A 22,199-nucleotide genomic window follows, 5' to 3' on the forward strand; every position below is an offset into this window, starting at 1 on the left:
GCACGACCGGCGCATGGCCGGTCGGGCGGATGGTTCGGCGACACATGCGAAAACCCAAGACGAAGAGGATCGAGAGCCTCGGCGAGGCGCTGGCGGCGCGAGGCGTCCTGCATCTTCGCGAGGCGGCCGAGCTTCTCGGCGTATCCGAAATGACCGTGCGGCGGGACATCGCCGCCCATGGCGAGCGCTTCGCCTATCTCGGCGGCCATATCGTCAACGCCGCCGATCTCGGGACCGGCGGCAATTCCGGCCCCTACGTCTTCGCCGACGAGGCGGACAGCCATGCCAAGGCCAAGCGCGAGGCCTGCGCGCATGCTCTCACGCTCCTGTCGCCCAGCGAGACGATCTTCATCGACTGCGGCACGACGCTGGTCCATCTGGCCACACTGATCCCGCAGGAGATGCCGCTGACGGTCGTCTGCTATTCGCTGAACGTCGCCGATCCCCTGCGCGCGAAGCCGAACGTGCGGCTGGTGCTGCTCGGGGGCGTCTACCAGCCGGGCTCCGACTCCTTCTCCAGCGACGACAGCCTGGAAAGCCTCAGCCGCATCGGTCTGGATGCGGCCTTCCTCTCGGCCGGCGGCATCCATGCCGACCGCGGGGTGAGCTGCTCGCATTTCCATGAGGTCGCCTACAAGAAGCGGGCCATGGCCGCAGCCTCGCGTCGCTATCTCGTCGCCGACGCAAGCAAGCAGGGCCGCATTCGGCCGGCTTTCTTCGCCGTCCTTGGTGAGTTCGACGCCATCGTCTCGGAGGACGGGGTAAGCGCCGGGGAAGAGATCGATGCTTCCCGGGAATTGGCTTGACGATCGTCACAGCTTTCCGATACTAAGATCACAAATGATAGAATGGTAACATCGCAGGCGCGGATCGCCGCCCTGGATGGCTAGGGGGTGTTGATGTCGGTCCAGGCGATCGCATCGCCGGTTCGGCCAGCGGAGGCGCAGCCTCATGCCGAACTGCCGCGCAACGAAGGCATGCCGTTGGATCTCGGCTGGCTGTCGGCGACCAGGGTCAATCTGTCCGCCGCCGAGCGGCGCGTGGCGACGCTTCCCGGCCGCCGCAGCGTCAAGAGGGACGCGCAGGCCGCCTGGCTTCTGAAAGCCGTCACCTGCATCGATCTGACGACCCTCTCCGGCGACGACACCGAGGGGCGCGTGCGCCGGCTCTGCGCCAAGGCGAAGAACCCGGTGCGCCAGGATCTCCTCGACGCGATGGGCATGGGCGACCGGCACATCACCACCGGCGCGATCTGCGTCTACCATCGCTTCGTGGCGGCGGCGGTCGATGCGCTCGAGGGCTCGGGCATCCCGGTCGCAGCCGTTTCCACCGGCTTTCCGGCGGGGCTTGCCCCGCATGACGTGAAGCTGCGCGAGATCGAGGCCTCCGTCGCGGACGGCGCGGCCGAGATCGACATCGTCATCACGCGCGAGCATGTGCTGACCGGCAACTGGCAGGCGCTCTACGACGAGATGCGCGACTTCCGCCGCGCCTGCGGCCCGGCCCATGTCAAGGCGATCCTGGCGACTGGCGATCTGAAGACGCTGCGCAACGTCGCGAAGGCCTCGCTCGTCTGCATGATGGCCGGTGCCGACTTCATCAAGACCTCGACGGGCAAGGAAGGCATCAACGCGACGCCGCTGGTGACGCTCGCCATGTTGCGCCAGATCCGCGCCTATCACGACGCGACGGGCTTCATGGTCGGCTACAAGCCGGCCGGCGGCATCTCGGCCGCCAAGGACATCCTGAACTACCAGTTCCTGATGAAGGAGGAGCTCGGCCGGCGCTGGCTCGAGCCCGACCTCTTCCGCATCGGCGCCTCCAGCCTTCTCGCCGATATCGAGCGCCAGCTCGAACATCACGTCACCGGCCGGTACTCGGCCTTCAACCGGCATGCGGCAGGGTGATCATGAACGTGGCGCATTACTTCGACACGATGGATTACGGCCCGGCCCCGGAAGCGGACGGCCCGGCGCGTGAATGGCTGGCGCGGCATGCCGACGGCTTCGGTCACTATGTCGACGGCGCCTTCCGCCCCTCGACCGAAGGCGGCAGCTTCGAGACCTTCGAGCCGGCGACGGGCAAACCCCTGGCAAGGCTCGCCTCCGGCACGGCGACGGATGTCGATGCGGCGGTCGCCGCCGCCCGCCGGGCTCAAGGGCCGTGGTCAAGGCTCGGGGGGCATGGCCGGGCGCGCCATCTCTATGCGCTGGCCCGCATGGTTCAGCGCCACGGCCGGCTCCTCGCCGTGCTGGAGGCCATCGACAACGGCAAGCCGATCCGCGAGACGCGCGATCTCGACGTGCCGCTCGTCGCCCGGCACTTCTACCATCACGCCGGCTGGGCGCAGCTTCAGGAGAGCGAGTTCGCTGGCCACTCGCCGCTCGGCGTCGTCGGCCAGATCATTCCCTGGAACTTTCCTCTCCTGATGCTGGCCTGGAAGATCGCCCCGGCGCTGGCGCTCGGCAACACCGTCGTCCTGAAGCCCGCCGAGTACACGTCGCTGACGGCCCTGCTGTTCGCCGAGCTCGCCAGCGCCGCCGGCCTGCCGGACGGCGTCCTCAACGTCGTGACCGGCGCGGGCGAAACCGGCGCGGCGATCGTCGATCATGCCGGCATCGACAAGATCGCCTTCACCGGCTCCACCGATGTCGGCCGGCTGATCCGCGAGAAGACGGCGGGCTCGGGCAAGCGCCTGACGCTGGAACTCGGCGGCAAGTCGCCTTTCATCGTCTTCGAGGACGCTGATCTCGACGCGGCCGTCGAGGGCGTGGTCGACGCCATCTGGTTCAACCAGGGCCAGGTCTGCTGCGCCGGCTCGCGCCTTCTCCTCCAGGAGGGCATCGCGCCGGACTTCGTGCGCCGCCTGAAGCGTCGCATGGAGGTCATGCGCGTCGGCTCGCCGCTCGACAAGGCGGTGGACATGGGCGCCATCGTCGATCCGGTCCAGCTTCGCCGGATCGAGGATCTCGTGGCGGCCGGTGTCCGGGAAGGTGCGGTGCTCCATCAGGCGCCGGTACAGATGCCGGACGGCGAGGGCTCCTTCTATCCGCCGACGCTGCTGACCGAAGTCCACCCGGCCTCGATCGTGGCGCGCGAGGAGATCTTCGGGCCGGTCGCGGTCGCGATGACCTTCCGTACGCCGGACGAGGCGGTGTTGCTCGCCAACAATTCGCGCTACGGCCTGGCCGCCAGCATCTGGAGCGAGACGGTGGGCCTTGCCCTCGACATCGCGCCCAAGCTCCAGGCGGGCGTCGTCTGGATCAACGCCACCAATCTCTTCGATGCCGGCGTCGGCTTCGGCGGTTATCGCGAAAGCGGCTTCGGCCGCGAGGGCGGCCGCGAGGGCGCGCTGGAATATCTGAAACCGAATGCCTGGGCCCGGCGCCGCCCGCGCGAGGACGTTCGGCCGAGCGAGACAGCCGCTGCCGAGACCCCGCGCGGCTTCGAGCTCCGTGCGGTCGACCGCACCGCCAAGCTCTTCGTCGGTGGCAAGCAGGCACGCCCTGACGGCAACGGCTCGCGGGTAATCCGCTCCAGCTCGGGCGCTGTGATCGGCGAGGTCGGCGAGGGCAACCGCAAGGATCTGCGCAACGCCGTCGCGGCGGCGCGCGCCGCCGAGGGCTGGTCGCGTGCCTCCACGCACAACAGGGCGCAGATCCTCTACTACCTGGCCGAGAACCTCTCGGCCCGAGCCGGCGAATTCGCCGCGCGCATCAGCTTGGCGACCGGCGTCGAAAGCGCGAAGGCGTCGGCGGAAGTCGACATGGCCGTCTCCCGCCTCTTCACCTACGGCGCCTGGGCCGACAAGTTCGACGGCGCGGTGCACTCGCCGCCCCTGCGCGGGGTCGCGCTGGCCATGCACGAGCCGATCGGCACGGTGGGCGTCGTCTGCCCGGACGAGGCGCCGCTGCTCGCCTTCGTCAGCCTCGTCGCACCGCTGATCGCGACCGGCAATCGCGTCGTCGCGGTTCCCAGCGAGCGCCATCCGCTCAGCGCCACCGATCTCTATCAGGTCTTCGAGACCTCGGATCTGCCGGCCGGCGTCGTCAACATCGTGACCGGCAGCCGGGAGGGCCTGGCGAAGGATCTCGCCGCCCACGACGATCTCGACGCGCTTTGGGTCTTCGGCTCCAAGACGGCTTCGCGGGAGGCGGAGCGTCTGTCGGCCGGCAATCTCAAGCGGACGCTGGTCGACAATGGACTGGCACTCGACTGGACCGATCCGGCAGCGGCCGAGGGACGCATCTTCCTGACCCACGCGGTGCAGGTGAAGAACATCTGGATTCCCTACGGAGACTGATCTTCGGAAGGAACCCAACCAAGGGAAGTCGGACGCGCGAGGGAGGCGAGCGTGCTGAAGAACATCGATCCGCTGTTGAACGCGGAAGTACTGCAGGCTCTGCGGGCGATGGGGCATGGCGACCGTGTGGTCGTCTGCGACACCAATTTTCCGGCCGATTCAGTGGCGCGAGAAACGCTGACGGGCAAGCTCCTGCGCATCGACAACGTGCCGGCGCCGCGTGCGGTCGCCGCGATCCTGTCCGTCCTGCCGCTCGACACGTTCGTGGACGATGCGGCGATGCGGATGGAGATCGTCGGCCAGCCGGGTGAGTTGCCCGATGTCCAGCGCGAGGTGCAGGCCGAGATCGACCGCGCGGAAGGAAAGTCCTGGCCGATGGGCTCCATCGAGCGGATGGAATTCTACGAGCACGCCAAGCGGAGCTACTGCGTCATCGCCACCGGCGAGCGGCGCTTCTATGGCTGCTTCATCTTCCGTAAGGGCGTCGTCGCGCCGGACGGGCAGTAAGATGGCGGGGCAGGGCGTCGCAATTCTCGGCATCTTCGTCGCCGATCTGGCTTTTCGATCCAGTCGCATGCCGGCGGTCGGCGAGACGATCGCCGGCTCCGGCTTCGCCCTGGGTCCGGGCGGCAAGGGCTCCAATCAGTCCGTCGCGGCGGCGCGGGCCGGCGCCGCCGTACGCTTCGTCTCGAAGCTCGGCCGCGACGCCTTCGGCGACATCGCCATCGCGACCTGGGAGAAGGAGGGCGTCACGCCCTATGTCGCAAGGAGCGAGACGCCGACGGGCGCCGCGTTCGTCTATGTCAACGAGGTGAACGGCGAGAACGCCATCATCGTCGTGCCCGGTGCGGCGGGTTCGCTCTCGCCGGCCGACGTAGAGGATGCGCGGGAGGCGATCGCCTCGGCCGCCGTCTTCGTCACGCAGTTCGAGCAGCCGCAGGATGCAGCCCTCCGCGGCCTGGAAATCGCCCGGGACGCCGGTGTCACCACGATCTTCAATCCAGCCCCGGCCATCGCAGTCGACGACGCGTTCTACGGCCTGAGCAGTTTCGTCGTGCCGAACGAGACCGAGGCGGCGGCGCTCACCGGCTTTGCCCTCCAGTCGTTGGACGACGCACGGCGGGCGGGCGACTGGTTTCTCGCCAGGGGCGCCGGCACGGCGCTGATCACGCTCGGGGAGCGCGGCGTTCTCGTTCATGGCCGTGACGGCTCGACCCATGTCCCGGCCTTTGCCGCCGGACCGGTGGTGGAGACGGCGGGCGCGGGCGACGCCTTCGTCGGCGCCTTCGCCGCAGCCCTGTCGGAGGGCCTCGATCCGCTCGAGAGCGCCCGCTTCGGCTCGGCCGCCGCGGGCATCTCCGTCACCCGACCGGGCACCGCGCCGTCCATGCCGCATCTCGCAGAGGTGCAGGCGCTCCTGGCGAGGGGGTGATGCGCCAGGACCCGATCAAGCACGTCTTCATCTGGCCGGCGGTGATCGTCGTCCTTCTCGTGTCGATCTTTCCGCTCATCTACTCGCTCACCACGAGCTTCATGAGCTTCCGTCTCGTGCCGCCCACGCCACCGCGCTTCGTCGGTCTCGACAACTACTGGAATCTTCTCCAGCAGCCGCGCTTCTGGACGGTGGTGCGTACGACTTCGCTGATCGCCTTCGTCTCGGTCGCGCTGCAATACGTGATCGGTTTCGCCATCGCGATGGCTCTGAACATGAAGATTCCCGGCGAGCGGCTGTTTCGCGTCGGCTTCCTCCTGCCGATGCTGCTTGCCCCCGTCGCGGTCGCCCTGGTTGCGCGCATGATGTTCCATCCGACGATGGGGCCACTCAACCAGTTCACGAGCCTTCTCGGCTATCCAAACATCCCCTTCCTCACTTCGGAAGGCTGGGCGCTCGGCTGCATCATCGCGGTCGAGGTCTGGCAATGGACGCCTTTCGTGATCCTCTTGCTCCTTGCCGGGCTCCAGACTTTGCCGGAAGACGTCTACGAGGCGGCGGCGCTCGAGAACGCGACGCCCTGGCAGCAGTTCTGGGGCATCACCTTCCCGATGATGCTGCCGATCTCGGCGGCCGTGGTCTTCGTGCGGCTCGTCGAAAGCTATAAGGTCATGGACACGGTCTTCGTGATGACCGGCGGCGGACCCGGTGTCTCCACGGAGACGCTGACCCTCTTCGCCTATCAGGAAGGCTTCAAGAAGTTCAATCTCGGCTACACCTCGGCGCTGAGCTTCCTGTTCCTCATCGTCATCACGGTGATCGGCACCCTCTATCTCGCCGTACTGCGCCCGCATCTGGAGAAGCGCCGATGACGCGCCGTCTTGCCGATCTCGGGCCGCTGGCCCGCATGGGCGTCGTCGCGGGCGTCCTTTTCTGGGCCTTCCTGACGCTCTTCCCGATCTACTGGGTGGTGATCACGGCCTTCAAGTCGCCGACCAGCGTCTTCGGTGGTCCGACGTACATCCCCTTCGTGGATTTCGAGCCGACGCTCGCCGCCTGGCGGGACATCCTTGCCGGCATCCGAGGTCAGTTCTTCCGCACCTTCACAAACTCGCTGATCGTCAGCCTCTCGGCGGCGGTCATCGCGACCACGTTCGGCACGATGGCCGCCTATGCGCTGGTGCGGTTTCCCTTCCGGGTGCGGCTCGGCTCCGGCCTCATCTTCTTCGCCGTGGCGCTCGGCGGCTATCTCACCGGCTTCCATCTTCTGGGCATGGGGCGCGGCGCGGCGCTGATGGCCTCCTTCGTCGCGGCCCTCCTTCTCGCCATCCTCGCCAACCGGCTGCGCCTGCCGGGGCCGGTGCTCGGCAACGACGACATCATCTTCTGGTTCGTCAGCCAGCGCATGTTCCCGCCCATCGTCACGGCCTTCGCCTTGTTCCTGATGTATTCCGAGGCGGGCCGGGCCGGGCTGAAGCTGGTCGATACCTATTGGGGCCTGACGCTCTGCTACGTCGCTTTCTCCATGCCGATCGTCGTCTGGCTGATGCGCGATTTCTTCTCCGCCCTGCCGGTCGAGGTGGAGGAAGCGGCGATGGTCGACAACGTGCCGACCTGGCGGATCTTTCTCGGCATCGTGGTGCCGATGGCCGCGCCCGGTCTCGCCGCGACCTTCATGATCACGCTGTCCTTCGTCTGGAACGAGTTCCTCTTCGCGCTCTTCCTGACCAATTCCAGATGGCAGACCCTGCCGATCCTCGTCGCCGGCCAGAACAGCCAGCGCGGCGACGAATGGTGGGCCATCTCGGCCGCCACGCTCATCGCCATCGTGCCGATGATGGTGATGGCGGCCCTGCTCAGCAGACTGATGCGGTCCGGCCTGATGTTGGGAGCCATCAAGTAGCCGCGTCGGTACGAACCATTCCAAAGGGGAGGAAATGACATGAGGAAATGGCTTCTCGCGGCGCTCGCCGCCACGACGCTTGCCGGTGCCGCACCGGCGCAGGCTGCCTGCGACCCCGACTATTCGGGCGTGCAGCTGAATTTCGCCAGCCAGACCGGGCCGTATATCGCCTCGGCGCTGCAGATGGCGGCCAAGAAGTGGCAGGAGAAGACCTGCGGCACGGTGAACGTGGTCGAGTTCCCGTGGTCGGAGCTCTATCCGAAGATCGTGACGGCCCTCACCTCCGGCGAGGCGACCTTCGACGGCATCACCTTCCCGCCCGCCTGGGCGCCCGACTTCACCGACTTCCTCACCGAGATGCCGGCCGCCATGCGCGAGGGCAAGGACTGGGAGGACATCGCACCGGTCTATCGCGACCGCCTGATGGTGTGGAACGACAAGGTCCTGTCGCAGTCGATGGACGGCGACGTCCATACCTATACGTACCGGATCGACCTCTTCGAGGATCCGAAGGAACAGGCCGACTTCAAGGCCAAGTACGGCTACGATCTCGCGCCGCCGAAGACGTGGAAGCAGTACACGGACATCGCCGAGTTCTTCAATCGGCCGGACAAGAACCTGTGGGGCGTCGCCGAGGCCTATCGGCGCGGCGGCCAGCAGTTCTGGTTCTTCTTCAGCCATGCGGCGGCCTACACGAACCATCCGGACAATCCGGGCTCAATGTTCTTCGATCCGGAAACGATGGACGCCCAGATCAACAACCCGGGCTGGTTGCGGGGCTTCGAGGAGTACATCCGCGCTTCCAAGCTTGCGCCGCCGAACGCCCTCAACTTCTCCTTCGGAGAGGTGAACGCGGCGATGGCCGGGGGTCAGGTGGCCGAGTCGATCGGCTGGGGCGATACCGGCGTCATCGCCGCCGATCCCAAGCAATCCAAGATCTCGGGCCACGTCGGCTCGGCCGTGCTGCCGGGCTCGGACGAGATCTACAACACCAAGACCAAGCAGTGGGACAAGTTCCCCGAGATCATCTCGACGCCCTTCATGGCGTTCGGCGGCTGGCAGGCGGCCGTGCCGCAGACGACCGAGCATGCGGACGCCGCCTGGAACTTCATCCAGTTCTTGACGAGCCCGGAAATCTCCGGCGAGGCAACGGTGACGGGCGGCACGGGCGTCAACCCCTACCGCATCTCGCATACCACCAACCTCCAACGCTGGTCCTCGATCTTCACCGACCGCGAGGCGAAGGAATATCTCGCCGCCCAGGCGGACTCGATCGCCGCCAAGAACGTCGCCCTCGACATGCGTCTGCCGGGCTACTTCTCCTACACCGAAGTAGTCGAGATCGAGCTGTCCAAGGCGCTGGCCGGCGAGGAAGAGCCGCAGAAGGCGCTCGACACCATCGCGACGGAGTGGAACCGGCTGACCGACGAGTTCGGCCGCGACAAGCAACTCGCCGCCTATCGCAACGCGATGGGCCTGCCGGCGAAGTAAGCCCACAAAGCGTAGCGGCGGGCCGGGTCCGGTCCGCCGCCCCCTATTTCAGACAAGTTCTCACCGGAGCGGCGTTCCATGGCCGGGGTCACACTCGAAGGCGTCACCAAGACCTATGGCGCGGTAACGGTCATTCCGCCGCTGGATCTGACGATCCATGACCGCGAATTCGTGGTGCTCGTCGGTCCGTCCGGCTGCGGCAAGACGACGACGCTACGCATGATCGCCGGGCTGGAAACGGCCTCGGGCGGGCGTGTCGCCATCGGCGGGCGTGAGGTCACCGACCTACGGCCGGGCCTGCGCAACTGTTCCATGGTGTTCCAGAACTACGCGCTCTATCCGCATATGAGCGTCGCCGAGAACATCAGCTACGGCATGCGGGTGCGCGGCGTCGGGCAGCCGGAAATCGACGCCGCCGTGTCGCGCGCCGCCCGCATCCTCAATCTCGAACCCTATCTCACCCGCCGGCCCAAGCAGTTGTCCGGCGGCCAGCGCCAGCGGGTCGCCATCGGCCGGGCCATCGTGCGCGAGCCGGATGTCTTTCTCTTCGACGAGCCGCTGTCCAATCTCGACGCGAAGCTCCGCATCGAGATGCGCACCGAGATCAAGGCGCTGCACCGCCGCCTCGCGACGACCATCGTCTATGTCACGCATGACCAGATCGAAGCTATGACCATGGCCGACCGCGTCGTTGTCATGAATGGCGGACGGATCGAGCAGGCGGCTGATCCGATCACCCTCTACGAGAAGCCGGACAATCTCTTCGTCGCCGCCTTCATCGGCGCGCCGTCGATGAACTTCCTCGAAGGCACCGTCCGGCGCGTCGACAGCGGCTTCGCCTTCTGCGCCGATGGCGACGTCGAACTCCGCCTGCCGGAGGAGCGGGCGGCGCAGTCCGCTCGCGCCGAGGGGCAGCGCATAGTGCTCGGCATCCGGCCGGAACATGTCGCGGCAAGCGGCGCGCCTGAGCATTCCGTGACCCTCAAGGTGCGCGACGTCGAGCCTCTTGGACCGCACACCATGCTCATCGGCCAGGTCGGTGATGCGCCCTTCACCGCCCAGGTTCTTCCGCACACCCGGGTGCAGCCAGACGACACGGTGTCCATCCCGCTCGACCTTTCGAAGCTGCTTCTCTTCGACAAGGCCACGGGGAAGGCGCTGGATCGGAGCGAGACGTTCCACAACTAGCGCGTCTTCCGATCAGTCTGCATCGTAGCCTTCGGCTCCGAAGTGGCTCGACGATCCGCTCAACCATGGCCCGCAGGAAAGCCTTGAGCTTCGAGAAAGTCGTTTCGATTGGGTTGAAGTCGGACGAGTCGGGCGACAGGAACCGCATACTTGCTCCGATCGCCTCGATGGCGGTCTGCACGCCGTCGGCCTTGCGAGCTGGCAGGTTGTCCATCACGACGGTATCGTCGGGCGGGAGCGTCGGAATGAGCACCTGTTCGATCGAGGCCCGGAACGCGATGCCGTTCGTCGGTCCGTCGAGCACCATCGGTGCCGTCATACCCGTCAGCCGCAAAGCATCAAGGTCGTCGTCTTCCAACGACCGTGCATCACGCCGGACCGGCACCGCTCGGTCGCCGCGTATGTCGAGGCGCCCTCGCGCATTGCCTACAAAACCCGATGCCGAAAATCGATCGACGAAGCTCTCGCCTTCCGCGCCGCCCGTCCGGAAGGCGGGATGAAATCACGGGTCGCCCTTCGACTCCAGCAGGCCGGGAAACGCTCAAGGATGCCTAACCCTAACTATGTCGGCGTCAGATCGAAGAAGGCGACGTTCGTCGCGCGGACGGCCTCGAGGAGCTCCCTTAGGATGCCGATCAGCGCTGTTTCCGCCGCGAGCGCGGCCGTCTCCGCCGGTCGCGTGAAGAAGAGCGTTCGAGTGATCGGCGGGTCGACGATCGGCCGCGCCCGGAGCAGGCCGGCATCGACCTCCCTGGCGATGGTGCCGAACGGGATGATTCCGCAGGCCATGCCGCGCGCGATGAGGTCCTTCATCGCAGGAATGGATTCCACCTGATAGGGGACGGAGAGGGTCAGGCCGGCGCTCGCCATGGTCTCCTCGACGAGTTGCCAGACGAAGTCCCGCTCGCTCGGCATCACGAAGGTCGCCTTTCGCAGGTCGCTGAACTGCATCGGGGCCACCGCGTCGAAGGCCGAACCGGGGCTGCAGGCGAAGAACAGCGCCTCCTGCATAAGCGGCGTGGAGCAGAAACGTTTGTCGGGGGGAACGGAATAGGCCAGTGCGAGATCGAGTTGGCCTCGTGCGAGGTGGTCGAGCAGTGTGTGGCTGAACTCCTCGAAGATCTGCAGCCGGATTCCCGGCAGGTCGCGGGCCACGGCTTCCAGCAGGCTGCCGGTGAGGATCGTCGTCAGGCTCGGCGTCAGGCCGAGGGTGATCGTCGGCATCTGTTTCTGAGCGGCGTCGCGCAGCCGCCGGCGCACCTCTCCCATCCGCTGCAGGATATGCCGGCATTCCTCGAGAAAGATCTGGCCAGCCTGCGTCGGCACGGCACCACGGCGCGAGCGCGCGAGAAGGGCGACCCCGAGTTCATCCTCCAGCGCCTTCAACTGCAGTCCCAGAGCCGGCTGCGCCACGTTCAGTTGCGCGGCAGCGCGCGTGATGCTGCCTCGCTCGCACACGGCGACGAAGAATTCGAGTTGACGGATGCGCATCCATGCCTCCCGTCCCGTTGTCCTGCGATGTTGATTTGCAGTCAAACTGTTTCGGTCTGACTACGCAATAAACAAGCATTGGACGCATCGCTGACAATCAGTTCTTCTTGTGAGGTCGAAGAGGGCGAATGCCCCGCGACGGGGAGGAAGGACATGCAGGCACCGCTCGATCCGCGGCAGGAACTGGTTCTCGCCAACCGCATTCTGGCGCGCGAGGACGTTCTGGATGTCTTCGGACATGTCAGCGTCAGGTCGCCGGACGATCCCGGGCGCTTTCTCCTGTCGCGGGCGGTCAGCCCCGAGACCGTGACGCTCGGCGACATCCTCGAATTCACGCTCGACTCCAACCCGGTCGATGCCGAGGCGCCGCCGAGTTATTCGGAACGGGTGATCCACGGCGAGCTCTACCGGGCTCGGCCGGATGTCGCGGCGGTGTGCCATTTCCACGCGTCCTCGATCATGCCGTTCTGCATCACCGGGCAACCGCTCGTTCCGGTCTCCCATGTCGGCGCGACGATGGGTCCGGTGCGTCGCTGGTCGGCCCAGGAAACGTTCGGCGACACCAACCTTCTCGTCGCGACCTCCGAGGAAGGCGCCTCGCTGGCGCGCGCCATGGGATCCGACTGGGCCGTCATGATGGCTCATCACGGCGGCGTCGTTGCCGGTCGCTCGCTGCGGGAGGCTGTCTTTCGCACCGTCCAGCTCTGCCGCAACGCCGAGACGCAACTTACCGCCATGCGGATCGGGACGCTGCAGGAGCTGACCCCGCGGGAAATCGAGCTCTCGGGCGAGTTCAACCTGCGCCCGCCGATCCTCGAACGAGCCTGGAACCACTGGGTGCGCCGACTCGGCGGCGCCGGCTCGGCCGAACGGGCGATGCCGTCGGCAGCCGAATAGACGTGCGAACCGCAGCGGAAAGACCATCGACATGACCGAAGCCTTCCGACCCCAGTTCCCCGAAGCGGCGTCGCCCACGGAGCGCCCGGTGCCGCATCGCGGCCATGCGCGCTTCGGCAGCGACGCCGTCGCCGACACGCTGCGCGATCTCGACATCCCCTATATCGCGCTCAATCCGGGAGCGAGCTTTCGCGGGTTTCATGACAGCCTCGTCAACCACCTCGGCAACGAGCAGCCGCAGATGCTGCTTTGCCTGCACGAGGAGCACGCCGTCGCCGTCGCGCACGGCTACGCCAAGGTGACCGGCAAGGCGATGGCGGTGGCGGTTCACTCCAACGTCGGCCTGTTCCATGCGACCATGGCGATCTTCAACGCCTGGTGCGACCGCATGCCGATGCTTGTGATCGGCGCCACGGGACCGGTCGACGCGGCCAAGCGCCGTCCTTGGATCGACTGGATCCACACCGCTCGCGACCAGGGCGCGATTGTCCGGCACTATGTGAAGTGGGACGACCAGCCGTCGTCACCTGCCGCCGCGCGCGAGTCGCTCCTGCGCGCGCTCTGGATCGCCGAGACGCTGCCGGCCGGCCCGACCTACGTCAATCTCGATGCCGGCATGCAGGAGGCACCGCTGGGCGAGCCGCTGCCGCCGTTGGATGCCCGCAGGATGCTTCCGACGGTCTCCTACGCGCCGGGCGGCGACGATGTCCGGGCACTCGCTGCGCGGCTGAAGGGGGCGGAACGCCCGGTGATCCTGGTCGGCCGGGTGTCGCGCTCCGAGAAGGCCTGGGCCGAGCGCATCGCGCTCGCGGAGGCGACGGGCGCTCGGGTCCTGACCGATCTCAAGGTCGGGGCGGGCTTTCCGACCGACCACCCGCTGTCGCTCGCCGCGCCGGGCATCTTCCCGATCCCGGCCGCGCAGGAGGCGATCCGCGAGGCCGACCTCGTCCTCAGCCTGGACTGGGTGGCACTGCAGGGCGTACTCCCAGCTTCGCCCGACCCGCGCCCGGCCATCGTCCACGTCTCGCTCGACCATCACATCCACAATGGCTGGAGCATGGACCACCAGGCCCTGACGCCCATCGACCAATTCATCGCCGCCGATCCCGATCGTCTGGTGGGCGCTCTTTGCGAACTGCTTGCGCCCGGCCCGCTGGCGCCCTACGAGCCCGTCGCCGCACCGCCGATCGCGGTGCCGCGGGACGCGGTTTCGCCGCTCGGGGTTCCGGATCTGGCTTGTCAGCTGAAACGCGCTGTCGGCGACCGCCCCGTATCGCTGCTGCATCTGCCGCTGTCCTGGGATGGCGCCTTCTGGCCTTTCCGAAGCCCGCTGGACTTCCTGGGCTCCGATGGCGGCGGCGGCATCGGTGGCGGTCCCGGCATCTCGGTCGGTGCCGCGCTCGCCCTTCGCGGCTCGGGCCGATTGCCGGTCGCGATCTGCGGCGACGGCGACTTCCTGATGGGCGTCACGGCGCTCTGGACCGCGGTGCACTACCGCATTCCCCTTCTCGTCGTCGTCGCCAACAACCGCTCCTTCTACAACGACGAGGTGCATCAGGAGCGCGTGGCGCGCATGCGCGAGCGGCCGGTCGAGAACAAGTGGATCGGCCAGCGCATGAGCGATCCTGAAATCGATCTGGCCGGCATGGCGCGGGCGCAGGGCGCGACGGGCTTCGGTCCGGTCGAGAGCCGCGCGGCAATGGACGAAGCCTTCGCCGAGGCGATCGCCGTCGTCGAGGCGGGCGGCGTGGCGGTCGTCGATGTTCGCGTCGAGCCGGGCTACACGCCCGCCATGGCCGGCGCCCTGACGCGGGAAACGGCGGGAGGTCAGGCATGAGCGCCGTCATGCCGTCCAGGATGCAGGCCGCGCCGGCGGCAGCCGCGCCGATCCTTCGGGTCGATCAGGTGGTCAAGCGCTTCGAGACGCCGCAGGGTCCGGTGATCGCCGTCGACCGCATGTCGCTCGACGTGGCGCCGGGCGAGTTCGTCACCATCATCGGGCCGTCGGGCTGCGGCAAGTCGACTTTGTTCAACATGATCGGCGGCCTCGTCTCGGCCACCGAGGGAACGATCGAGGTGGCGGGCGAGCGCGTGCGCGGGCCGCATCCGGCGATCGGCATGGTCTTCCAGGAAGAGTCCGCCTTTCCCTGGCGCAGCGTCGAGGACAATGTCGCCTTTCCTCTCGAAATCAAAGGCGTCGCCAAGGCCGAGCGGTTGGACCGCGCACGGCACTTCATCGATCTCGTCGGCCTCAAGGGGTTCGACAAGCGCTATCCGGCGGAACTCTCGGGCGGCATGCGCCAGCGCGTCGCCATCGCCCGCACGCTCGCCTTCGAGCCGAAGCTTCTCCTGATGGACGAGCCCTTCGCCGCGCTCGACGAACAGACCCGGCTGCTCTTGGGCGACAAGGTGCTGCAGATCCAGCAGGAGCTGAAGCAGACCATCGTCCTCATCACCCACAACATCACCGAAGCGGTCCAACTGTCCGACCGGATCCTGGTGATGACCTATCGCCCCGGCCGCACCAAGCGCTTCGTCGAGATCACGCTGCCGCGTCCGCGCACCTCAGAGATCGTCGGCAGCGAACAGTTCGGTCGCTACGTCGCGGAGATCTGGAACGACCTGCGCGCCGAAGCGACGCAAGGCATGCAGGATGCCGAAGCGAAGGAGCGCGGACGCTGATGGCGAGCGGCTCCCTGTTCCCGAGCCGGGAAGGCACGGGCGCGCGACTGGTCGGGCTCGCCGGCTTCGTCGGCGCGGTGGTGCTGATCGAACTTCTGATCCGCATCGGGATCATCAACGGCTACGTCGTGCCGCTGCCCTCGAGCGTCATCGTGGCGCTCGGCCGGGTGGTGACGGAGGAGGGGATCGTTCCGCGCTTCTTCCTGACGGCAGGCGAGTCTCTGATGGCAGGCCTGCTCGTCGCCGCGATCGGCATTCCCATCGGCATCCTCCTGTTTCGCCTGGACCTCCTGCGCCAGGCGACGGAAACGTGGGTCGCCGCTTTCGCCGCCGCCCCCGTCGTGCTCGTCTATCCGCTGTTCCTGGTGATCTTCGGCCGCAGTTCCTGGACGATCATCGCCATCGGTACGCTGGCCGGATTGCCGCCGGTCATCCTCAAGACGCTCGAGGGACTGGCTGCGGTGCGGCCGGTTCTGCTTCGCGTCGGCTACAGCTTCAACCTCACGCCCCGGCAGCAGTTCGGAAAGATCCTGTTTCCAGCCGCCGTGCCGAGCATTTTCGCGGGTCTGAGGCTCGGCATGATCTTCGCAATGATCAACGTCGTCGGAATCGAGTTCCTCATCAATTTCGGCGGGCTCGGCCCGCTCATCAACGAGCTTTCCGAACGCTACGACATGCCTGGCACCTACGCGGCCATCTGTTTCGTCGTCCTCGTCAGCATCTGCTTCTTCCTGCTCGTGGAAAGGATCGAGAAATGGCTGCGACCGACGTCGTGACGCGGCGACCGCTGTTGGCGCCGCGCCAGCAGGTCGCCGCCATCCGTCTGGCGATCATCGCCGTGGCGCTGATCGGCTGGCAGGGGCTCGCGCTGTCGGGCCTGCTCTACCAGGATGTCGTTCCGCCGTTGCAGGCGATCGGCGCCGCGCTGGTCGCCCTCCTGACCGATCCCGGCTTCTACGCCGATCTTTGGGTGACCCTCTACGAGACGCTGCTCGCCCTCGTCATCGGCGGCGGCATCGGGCTCCTCGTCGGCGTGGCGCTCGGAGGCAGCCGTTTCACGGGGGAGGCCTTCGAGCCGTACCTCTATTATCTCGGTCCGACGCCGAAGATCATCTTCTTCCCTGTGCTGATCATGTGGTTCGGCGTCGGGCCGGGCTCGAAGGTCGCCATGGGCGCCCTCTCCTCCTTCTTCCCCGTGGCGCTCAGCGTCGCGGTGGGCATGCGTGCCATTCCCGCCATCCTGATCCGTGTCGGCCAGAGCTTTCGCGCCGGCAAGGGCCAGATGCTGACGAAGATCTACCTGCCGGCCATGCGGGCACCGGTCCTCAACGGCTTCCGCCTCGGCTTCGGCATCGCGCTCATCGGCGTCCTTCTGGCCGAGACGAAGCTGTCCAACCAGGGGCTCGGGTTTCAGGTCATCCGAAACTATCAGCACTTCGACATGCCGGCGATGTACGCGCTGCTGATCGCGATCTTCGCTCTGTCGATCCTCGCCAACGCCGCGATCAGCGCCCTGGCGGGGCGGGACGCCGGGCCGGCGAGGCCGGCCGTGAGCAACTGACGGACCCGGAATCGGGACGTCCCTAGAAAACGCAACGTAAATCCGGGAGATCCACATGAACTGGAAGACCGTCACCTACGCCGTGGCCGCGATGGCGCTCCTCGGTGAACCGGCGCTCGCCGCCGACACCGTCAAGCTGGCCGTCGGCCAGCGCGGCAACTGGGACACGTCCGTTGCCGAGATCGGCAACCAAGCCGGCATCTTCCAGAAGCACGATCTCGATCTCGACCTTCTCTACACGCAGGGCGGCGGGGAGACGATGCAGGCGGTGATTTCCGGAAGTGTCGACATCGGTGTCGCCGCCGGCACGCTCGGTGTCCTCGGCGCCTTCTCCAAAGGCGCGCCCGTGCGCATCATCGGCGCCCAGGCGACGGGGGCCGCCGATTTCTGGTACGTTCCGTCCGCTTCCAAGCTCCAGTCCATCAAGGACGCCACGCCCGACACCACCATCGCCTATTCCACCAACGGCTCGTCCACCAACTCCATGGCGCTCGGCTTCGTCGACACCTACGGCCTGAAGTCGAAGCTGGTCGCGACGGGCAGTCCCTCGGCCACCTTCACGCCGGTCATGACGGGCCAGATCGATGTCGGCTGGTCGTCGCCGCCCTTCGGCTTCGATGCGCTAGACGAAGGCAAGATCCGCATCGTCGCGCGCGCCAACGACATCGACGCCATCAAGAACCAGTCGATCCGCTCGCTTATCGCCAACGCACCATTCGTCGACCAGAAGCAGGATATTCTCGACCGCTTCATGCAGGCCTACCGCGAGACGGAGGATTTCATGTATTCGAGCGACGACGCACTGAAGATCTATGCCGACTTCGCCAAGATCGATGTCGCCACGGCCAAGCGCATCCGCGACGAATTCTTTCCCAAGAGCCTGATCGATCCGGACAAGATGTCCGGCATGGACCAGGTCATGGCCGATGCCGTCAAGTTCAAGGCGATTTCGGGCCCCCTCAGCGACGCGCAGCTGACGCAGCTCATCCAGATCCCGCCGCGGAGGTGAAGAGCCACCGCCTGCACGCGCAAGCAACCCATCGCTGGGAGGAAGATGTGAAAGCACTCACCACGGTTCTGGTCCTCGTCGCCGCTGTCCTCGCCCCCGCAGGTGCCGAGGCACAGGACAAGGTCGATACGTTGAAGCTGGCGATCGGGCAGCGCGGCAACTGGGAGAACGCGCCGGCGGAGCTTGGACAGGAGGCCGGCATCTTCAGGAAGCACGGCATCGTGCTGGAGTCGCTCTACACCTCGGGCGGCGGCGAAACGATGCAGGCGGTCCTCTCGGGCAGCGTCGATGTCGGGATGGGCGTCGGCACCGGTGGCATCCTCAGCGCCTTCTTCAAGGGCGCGCCGGTCCGGGCCATCGGCAACTCCACGACCGGCGCGCGCGACCTCTACTGGTATGTGCCGGCCGGCTCCGAGATTCAGTCGATGAAGGATGCCGGCGGCCGGACCATCGCCTTCTCGACCAACGGCTCGTCGACCAACACCACCGCGCTCGGTCTGATCGAAACCTTCAAGGTCGACGCCAAACCGGTTGCGACCGGCAATCCGTCGTCGACCTTCACGCAGGTGATGTCGGGTCAGGTCGACATCGGCTGGGCCTCTCCGCCCTTCGGCGTGGAAGCCGTGCAGCAGGGCAAGATCCGCATCATCGCGCGCGGCGACGACGTTCCCGCCCTTCGCGACCAGACGGTCCGGCTGATGATCACCAGCGCGCCGACGCTCGACGCGAAGGCCGACGCGATCAAGCGCTTTGCCGAAGCCTACAGCGAAACGCTGGATTGGATGTATTCCGACCCGGCGGCGGTCGCGGCCTATGCCAAGTGGGTCGATGTTCCGATCAGCGTGGCCGAGGACGTGCGCGAAGAGTTCTACCCCAAGGAAAATCTGCGCCTCGATCGCTTGAGCGGGCTCGATGCCGCGATGCAGAGCGCGATCGACATGAAGTTTCTGTCGGCATCTCTGAGCCAGGAACAACTCGATGAGCTGTTCCAGTACCAGGCCGGTCCCGTGAAGTGAGTCGACCCCTGCGCTGCGAGGGCAGCCTTTCAGTCCCGATCGTTCTTCCACAAGGAGCGGCCATGCCGTCCGATCCGATGCCGCCGCTCGGCGCCGTTCTGCCCAGACACCGCGATCTCTACTACGCAGGCGCTTGGCAGCGTCCGCTCGCCGGTGGTGTCACCGATCTGACGAGCCCCGGTACGGGCGAGAGCCTCGGCACCGTCGCCGATGCCGACGCAACGGACGCCGAGGCCGCGATCCTCGCGGCGCGACGCGGCTTTGCGGAGTGGCGCGACGTGGCGCCCTTGGAACGGGCGAAGATCCTGCGCCGCATGGCTCAGATCGTCCGCGACAACGCTCGCGATCTCGCGCTGATCGATGCGGCCGACTGCGGCAATCCGGTCACCGCCATGCTGGGAGATGCCGATATCGCGAGCGCCCAGCTCGACTTCTTCGCCGGCCTCGTCACCGAGATGAAGGGCGCGTCCATCCCGATGGGGCCGAACGCCGTCAATTTCTCGATGCGGGAGCCTCGCGGCGTGGTCGCCAAGATCCTGCCGTTCAACCATCCCTTCATGTTCTGCGCCGGCAAGATCGCGGCGCCTCTTGCCGCCGGCAACGCCGTCGTCGTCAAGCCGCCGGAGCAGGCGCCGTTATCGTCGCTGCGCTTTGCCGAACTGATCGAGGGCCTCCTTCCGGAGGGGGTCTTCAACCTCGTGCCTGGCGGGCGCGCCGTCGGCGAGGTCCTCGCCAGCCATCGCCATGTCGCCATGGTCTCCTTGATCGGCAGCGTCCCGACCGGCCGCGCCGTCATGCGCTCCGCGGCCGAGACGATCAAGCCGATGCTGCTCGAGCTCGGCGGCAAGAACGCGCTGATCGCCTTTCCCGACGCCGATCCCAGGCGTGTCGCAACCGCGCTTGCCGCAGGCATGAACTTCACCTGGTGCGGTCAGTCCTGCGGCTCGACGAGCCGAGGCTTCATTCATGCCGACATCTACGAAGCGGTGCTTGCCCATCTCCGGGAGGCGTGCGCGGCCTACCGCCCCGGCCTTCCGACGCACGCGGAGACGACGATGGGCGCCATTGTCAGCCGCACGCAGTATGACCGCATCCTGGACTTCATCGGTTCCGCCCGGGCGGAAGGCGCTCGCCTCGTCACCGGCGGCGGCCATCCTGCCGATCCCGCCCTTGCCGAAGGCTGCTTCGTCGAGCCCACCGTCTTCGCCGACGTCACGCCATCGATGCGGATCGCCCGCGAGGAGATCTTCGGTCCCGTGCTGGCGATCGCTTCCTGGACCAGCGAAGCGGCCATGCTGGAGGAGGTGAATGCGGTCGACTACGGCCTGACCTGCTCGATCTGGACGCAGGACCTCGACCGCGCCCACCGTACGGCCCGCACCGTGGAAGCCGGCTTCGTCTGGATCAACGAGGTGTCGAAGCACTTTCTCGGCGCCCCCTTCGGCGGCGTGAAACTGTCCGGTCTCGGACGGGAGGAGTGCCTGGAGGAGCTCCTCGCCTACACCCAGGAGAAGAACATCCATATCGCGCTCGGCCCCGCACGGCCGCTCTGCGGCGCGGGTGCCTGACGTCTCGGGTACGGCCCCGTCGACGACCCGCTGCACCAACGAACATGCGAGATCTCGAAATGCCCAAGCTGCGCCTTTCTTTCGCCATCGGCGACTACGATCGCACACGTCCCCTGATCGACGGGACGGTGCAGATCGACGGTGTCGATCCCGTCTTCATGACGCTGGATCCCGAGGAGATCTTCTTCCGCGCCTTCCGTCATGCGGAGTTCGACGTCTGCGAGCAGTCGCTGAGTTCGTTCACGGTGAAGACAGCGCTAGGCCAATCGGCCTATGTCGGCATCCCCGCCTTCGTCTCGCGCGCCTTCCGGCACACCTCGATCTACGTCCGCAAGGGACGGGGGATCGCGCGCCCGGAAGACCTGAAGGGCCGGCGCGTCGGCGTCCCGGAATATCAGCTGACGGCCTGCGTGTGGGCTCGGGCCCTTCTCAAGGACGACTATGGCGTCGAAGCCCGGGACATCGTGTGGGTGCGGGGTGGAATCGAGCAGCCCGGCCGGGCGGAGAAGATCGCGCTGGACTTGCCGGAGGGCATCCGGCTCGAGGACGCGCCTGAGGGACGGTCCTTGTCCGATCTCCTGCTCGACGGAGAGATCGATGCGATCGTCACCCCCCGGGCGCCGTCCTGCTACGATCGCGGCGACGAACGGGTCGAGTGGCTGTTCGCCGACCCGACGGCCGCGGCGACAGACTACTACGAGCGCACCGGCATCTTCCCGATCATGCACGTCGTCGGCTTGCGCAACAGCCTGGCCGCCGACCATCCATGGCTGCCCGCCGCTATCCTGAAAGCCTTCACCCAAGCCAAGGCCGTGGCTGAAAGGCGCCTTTCCGACACCTCGGCGACCAAGGTGACGCTGCCCTTCGTCGAAGAGCAATTGCATGCCGCTCGACAATTGATGGGGGACGACTACTGGCCTTACGGCGTCGACCGGAGCAGGACGACGCTCCAAAGCTTTCTGACCCATCACCACCAGCAGGGGCTTTCCTCCCGTCTCATAACGGTCGAGGATCTCTTCCACCCGGCGACGCTGGAGGCGCACAAGATATAGAGTATCAACATCCGCTATCTCATGCAACGCTGTATCGATGTCATCGATGGTATCACGGAACATCTTGTTTTTTTATGCCGATTTCTGCGTTGGTCCTGACCCGTGAAACTGGTCCGGACGGTGTGAGAATTTTCGGGCACGATTTCTCGACGAGAGGAGAGAGCCGATGCCCAAGAAACGGTTCACGAACGAGCAGATTGCCTTTGCCCTGCGGCAGGCGGACAACGGCACGCTGGTTGGCGATATCTGCCGCAAGATGGGGATCGCCGAGGCGACGTTCTATCGATGGAAGAAGGTCTATGCTGGGATGGGCGTGTCGGAGATCCGGCGCCTGAAGCAGCTTGAGGAGGAGAACGCCAAGCTGAAGCGGCTGGTGGCCGATCTCAGCCTGGACAAGACGATGCTGCAGGATGCCCTGCAAAAAAAAGTGGTGAAGCCCGTCCGGCGCCGCGAGGTGGTCCGGCACTTCCAGGCGGCGTTTGAACCGCCCCGGGTTTGTCGGAGGCTCCAACTCTTGAGAGGATGGAGCCATGACGAAGAGAACACCGCCGTTTAGTCCCGAGGTCCGCGCCCGTGCGGTTCGGATGGTGATGGATCACCGTGATG

19 protein-coding genes and 2 pseudogenes are annotated in these 22,199 nt (G+C 66.5%); 19 read left to right on the forward strand and 2 right to left on the reverse strand.

Translation table 11 applies throughout. The features are described from left to right. Positions 1–44: 44 nt before the first annotated feature. From D3218_RS17655 to D3218_RS17695, 9 genes are all read left to right on the forward strand, one after another. Positions 45–806, forward strand: a complete 762-nt coding sequence (locus tag D3218_RS17655; protein WP_119541400.1) for a DeoR/GlpR family DNA-binding transcription regulator — start codon at positions 45–47, stop codon at positions 804–806. Positions 807–977: 171 nt separating this feature from the next. Further along, positions 978–1,907 carry a deoxyribose-phosphate aldolase gene (deoC, locus tag D3218_RS17660; RefSeq protein WP_245415100.1) on the forward strand — a complete coding sequence of 310 codons (930 nt, stop codon included), beginning with the start codon at positions 978–980 and terminating at the stop codon, positions 1,905–1,907. Positions 1,908–1,909: 2 nt separating this feature from the next. After that, the gene (locus tag D3218_RS17665) at positions 1,910–4,303 is read left to right on the forward strand and encodes an aldehyde dehydrogenase family protein (protein ID WP_119541402.1); all 2,394 of its coding nucleotides are present in this window, start codon (positions 1,910–1,912) and stop codon (positions 4,301–4,303) included. A 51-nt stretch (positions 4,304–4,354) separates the two neighbouring features. Further along, the gene (locus D3218_RS17670) at positions 4,355–4,810 is read left to right on the forward strand and encodes an RbsD/FucU family protein (protein WP_119541403.1); all 456 of its coding nucleotides are present in this window, start codon (positions 4,355–4,357) and stop codon (positions 4,808–4,810) included. Between the two features lies 1 nt (position 4,811). Further along, the gene (locus tag D3218_RS17675) at positions 4,812–5,735 is read left to right on the forward strand and encodes a ribokinase (protein ID WP_119541404.1); all 924 of its coding nucleotides are present in this window, start codon (positions 4,812–4,814) and stop codon (positions 5,733–5,735) included. After that, positions 5,732–6,607, forward strand: coding sequence for a carbohydrate ABC transporter permease (locus D3218_RS17680; RefSeq protein WP_119541405.1), 876 nt, complete (start codon positions 5,732–5,734; stop codon positions 6,605–6,607). The genes D3218_RS17675 and D3218_RS17680 overlap by 4 nt, the downstream gene beginning before the upstream one ends. Next, positions 6,604–7,638, forward strand: coding sequence for a carbohydrate ABC transporter permease (locus tag D3218_RS17685; RefSeq protein ID WP_119541406.1), 1,035 nt, complete (start codon positions 6,604–6,606; stop codon positions 7,636–7,638). The genes D3218_RS17680 and D3218_RS17685 overlap by 4 nt, the downstream gene beginning before the upstream one ends. Before the next feature lie 39 nt (positions 7,639–7,677). Beyond that, positions 7,678–9,129 carry an extracellular solute-binding protein gene (locus tag D3218_RS17690; protein ID WP_119541407.1) on the forward strand — a complete coding sequence of 484 codons (1,452 nt, stop codon included), beginning with the start codon at positions 7,678–7,680 and terminating at the stop codon, positions 9,127–9,129. Between the two features lie 78 nt (positions 9,130–9,207). Continuing rightward, complete coding sequence (locus D3218_RS17695; RefSeq protein ID WP_119541408.1) at positions 9,208–10,317, forward strand: ABC transporter ATP-binding protein; 1,110 nt, start codon at positions 9,208–9,210, stop codon at positions 10,315–10,317. A gap of 40 nt (positions 10,318–10,357) precedes the next feature. On the opposite strand, the pseudogene D3218_RS20180 reads toward D3218_RS17695, so the two are convergent. Beyond that, positions 10,358–10,707, reverse strand: a pseudogene (locus D3218_RS20180) (transposase); the annotation flags it as partial. A 171-nt stretch (positions 10,708–10,878) separates the two neighbouring features. Then, positions 10,879–11,808 carry a LysR family transcriptional regulator gene (locus tag D3218_RS17705; protein WP_119541410.1) on the reverse strand — a complete coding sequence of 310 codons (930 nt, stop codon included), beginning with the start codon at positions 11,806–11,808 and terminating at the stop codon, positions 10,879–10,881. A 153-nt stretch (positions 11,809–11,961) separates the two neighbouring features. Here D3218_RS17705 and D3218_RS17710 point away from each other — a divergent pair, with 153 nt between their 5' ends. The 10 genes and pseudogenes from D3218_RS17710 to D3218_RS17755 all read left to right on the forward strand — a co-directional run. Next, a complete protein-coding gene (locus D3218_RS17710; RefSeq protein ID WP_119541411.1) occupies positions 11,962–12,705 on the forward strand; it encodes a class II aldolase/adducin family protein in 744 nt (247 codons plus the stop codon). 31 nt (positions 12,706–12,736) lie between these two features. Beyond that, a complete protein-coding gene (locus tag D3218_RS17715; protein ID WP_119541412.1) occupies positions 12,737–14,542 on the forward strand; it encodes a thiamine pyrophosphate-binding protein in 1,806 nt (601 codons plus the stop codon). Next, the gene (locus tag D3218_RS17720) at positions 14,539–15,387 is read left to right on the forward strand and encodes an ABC transporter ATP-binding protein (protein WP_119541413.1); all 849 of its coding nucleotides are present in this window, start codon (positions 14,539–14,541) and stop codon (positions 15,385–15,387) included. The genes D3218_RS17715 and D3218_RS17720 overlap by 4 nt, the downstream gene beginning before the upstream one ends. After that, the gene (locus D3218_RS17725; RefSeq protein WP_119541414.1) at positions 15,387–16,163 is read left to right on the forward strand and encodes an ABC transporter permease; all 777 of its coding nucleotides are present in this window, start codon (positions 15,387–15,389) and stop codon (positions 16,161–16,163) included. Before D3218_RS17720 ends, D3218_RS17725 begins: the two co-directional genes overlap by 1 nt. Beyond that, positions 16,142–16,948, forward strand: a complete 807-nt coding sequence (locus D3218_RS17730) for an ABC transporter permease (protein ID WP_119541415.1) — start codon at positions 16,142–16,144, stop codon at positions 16,946–16,948. Before D3218_RS17725 ends, D3218_RS17730 begins: the two co-directional genes overlap by 22 nt. 55 nt (positions 16,949–17,003) lie before the next feature. Further along, the gene (locus tag D3218_RS17735; protein ID WP_119541416.1) at positions 17,004–17,957 is read left to right on the forward strand and encodes an ABC transporter substrate-binding protein; all 954 of its coding nucleotides are present in this window, start codon (positions 17,004–17,006) and stop codon (positions 17,955–17,957) included. Next, positions 17,954–18,973 (forward strand): ABC transporter substrate-binding protein, encoded by a 1,020-nt coding sequence (locus tag D3218_RS17740; protein WP_245415102.1) that lies wholly within the window; start codon positions 17,954–17,956, stop codon positions 18,971–18,973. Before D3218_RS17735 ends, D3218_RS17740 begins: the two co-directional genes overlap by 4 nt. A 62-nt stretch (positions 18,974–19,035) precedes the next feature. Further along, a complete protein-coding gene (locus D3218_RS17745; RefSeq protein ID WP_119541418.1) occupies positions 19,036–20,541 on the forward strand; it encodes an aldehyde dehydrogenase family protein in 1,506 nt (501 codons plus the stop codon). Positions 20,542–20,600: 59 nt separating this feature from the next. Continuing rightward, positions 20,601–21,593, forward strand: a complete 993-nt coding sequence (locus tag D3218_RS17750) for a substrate-binding domain-containing protein (RefSeq protein WP_119541419.1) — start codon at positions 20,601–20,603, stop codon at positions 21,591–21,593. A gap of 166 nt (positions 21,594–21,759) precedes the next feature. After that, positions 21,760–22,074, forward strand: a pseudogene (locus tag D3218_RS17755) (transposase); the annotation flags it as partial. Positions 22,075–22,199: the final 125 nt, after the last annotated feature.

It is taken from the genome of Aureimonas flava (assembly GCF_003583935.1).
Taxonomy (GTDB): Bacteria; Pseudomonadota; Alphaproteobacteria; order Rhizobiales; family Rhizobiaceae; genus Aureimonas; species Aureimonas flava.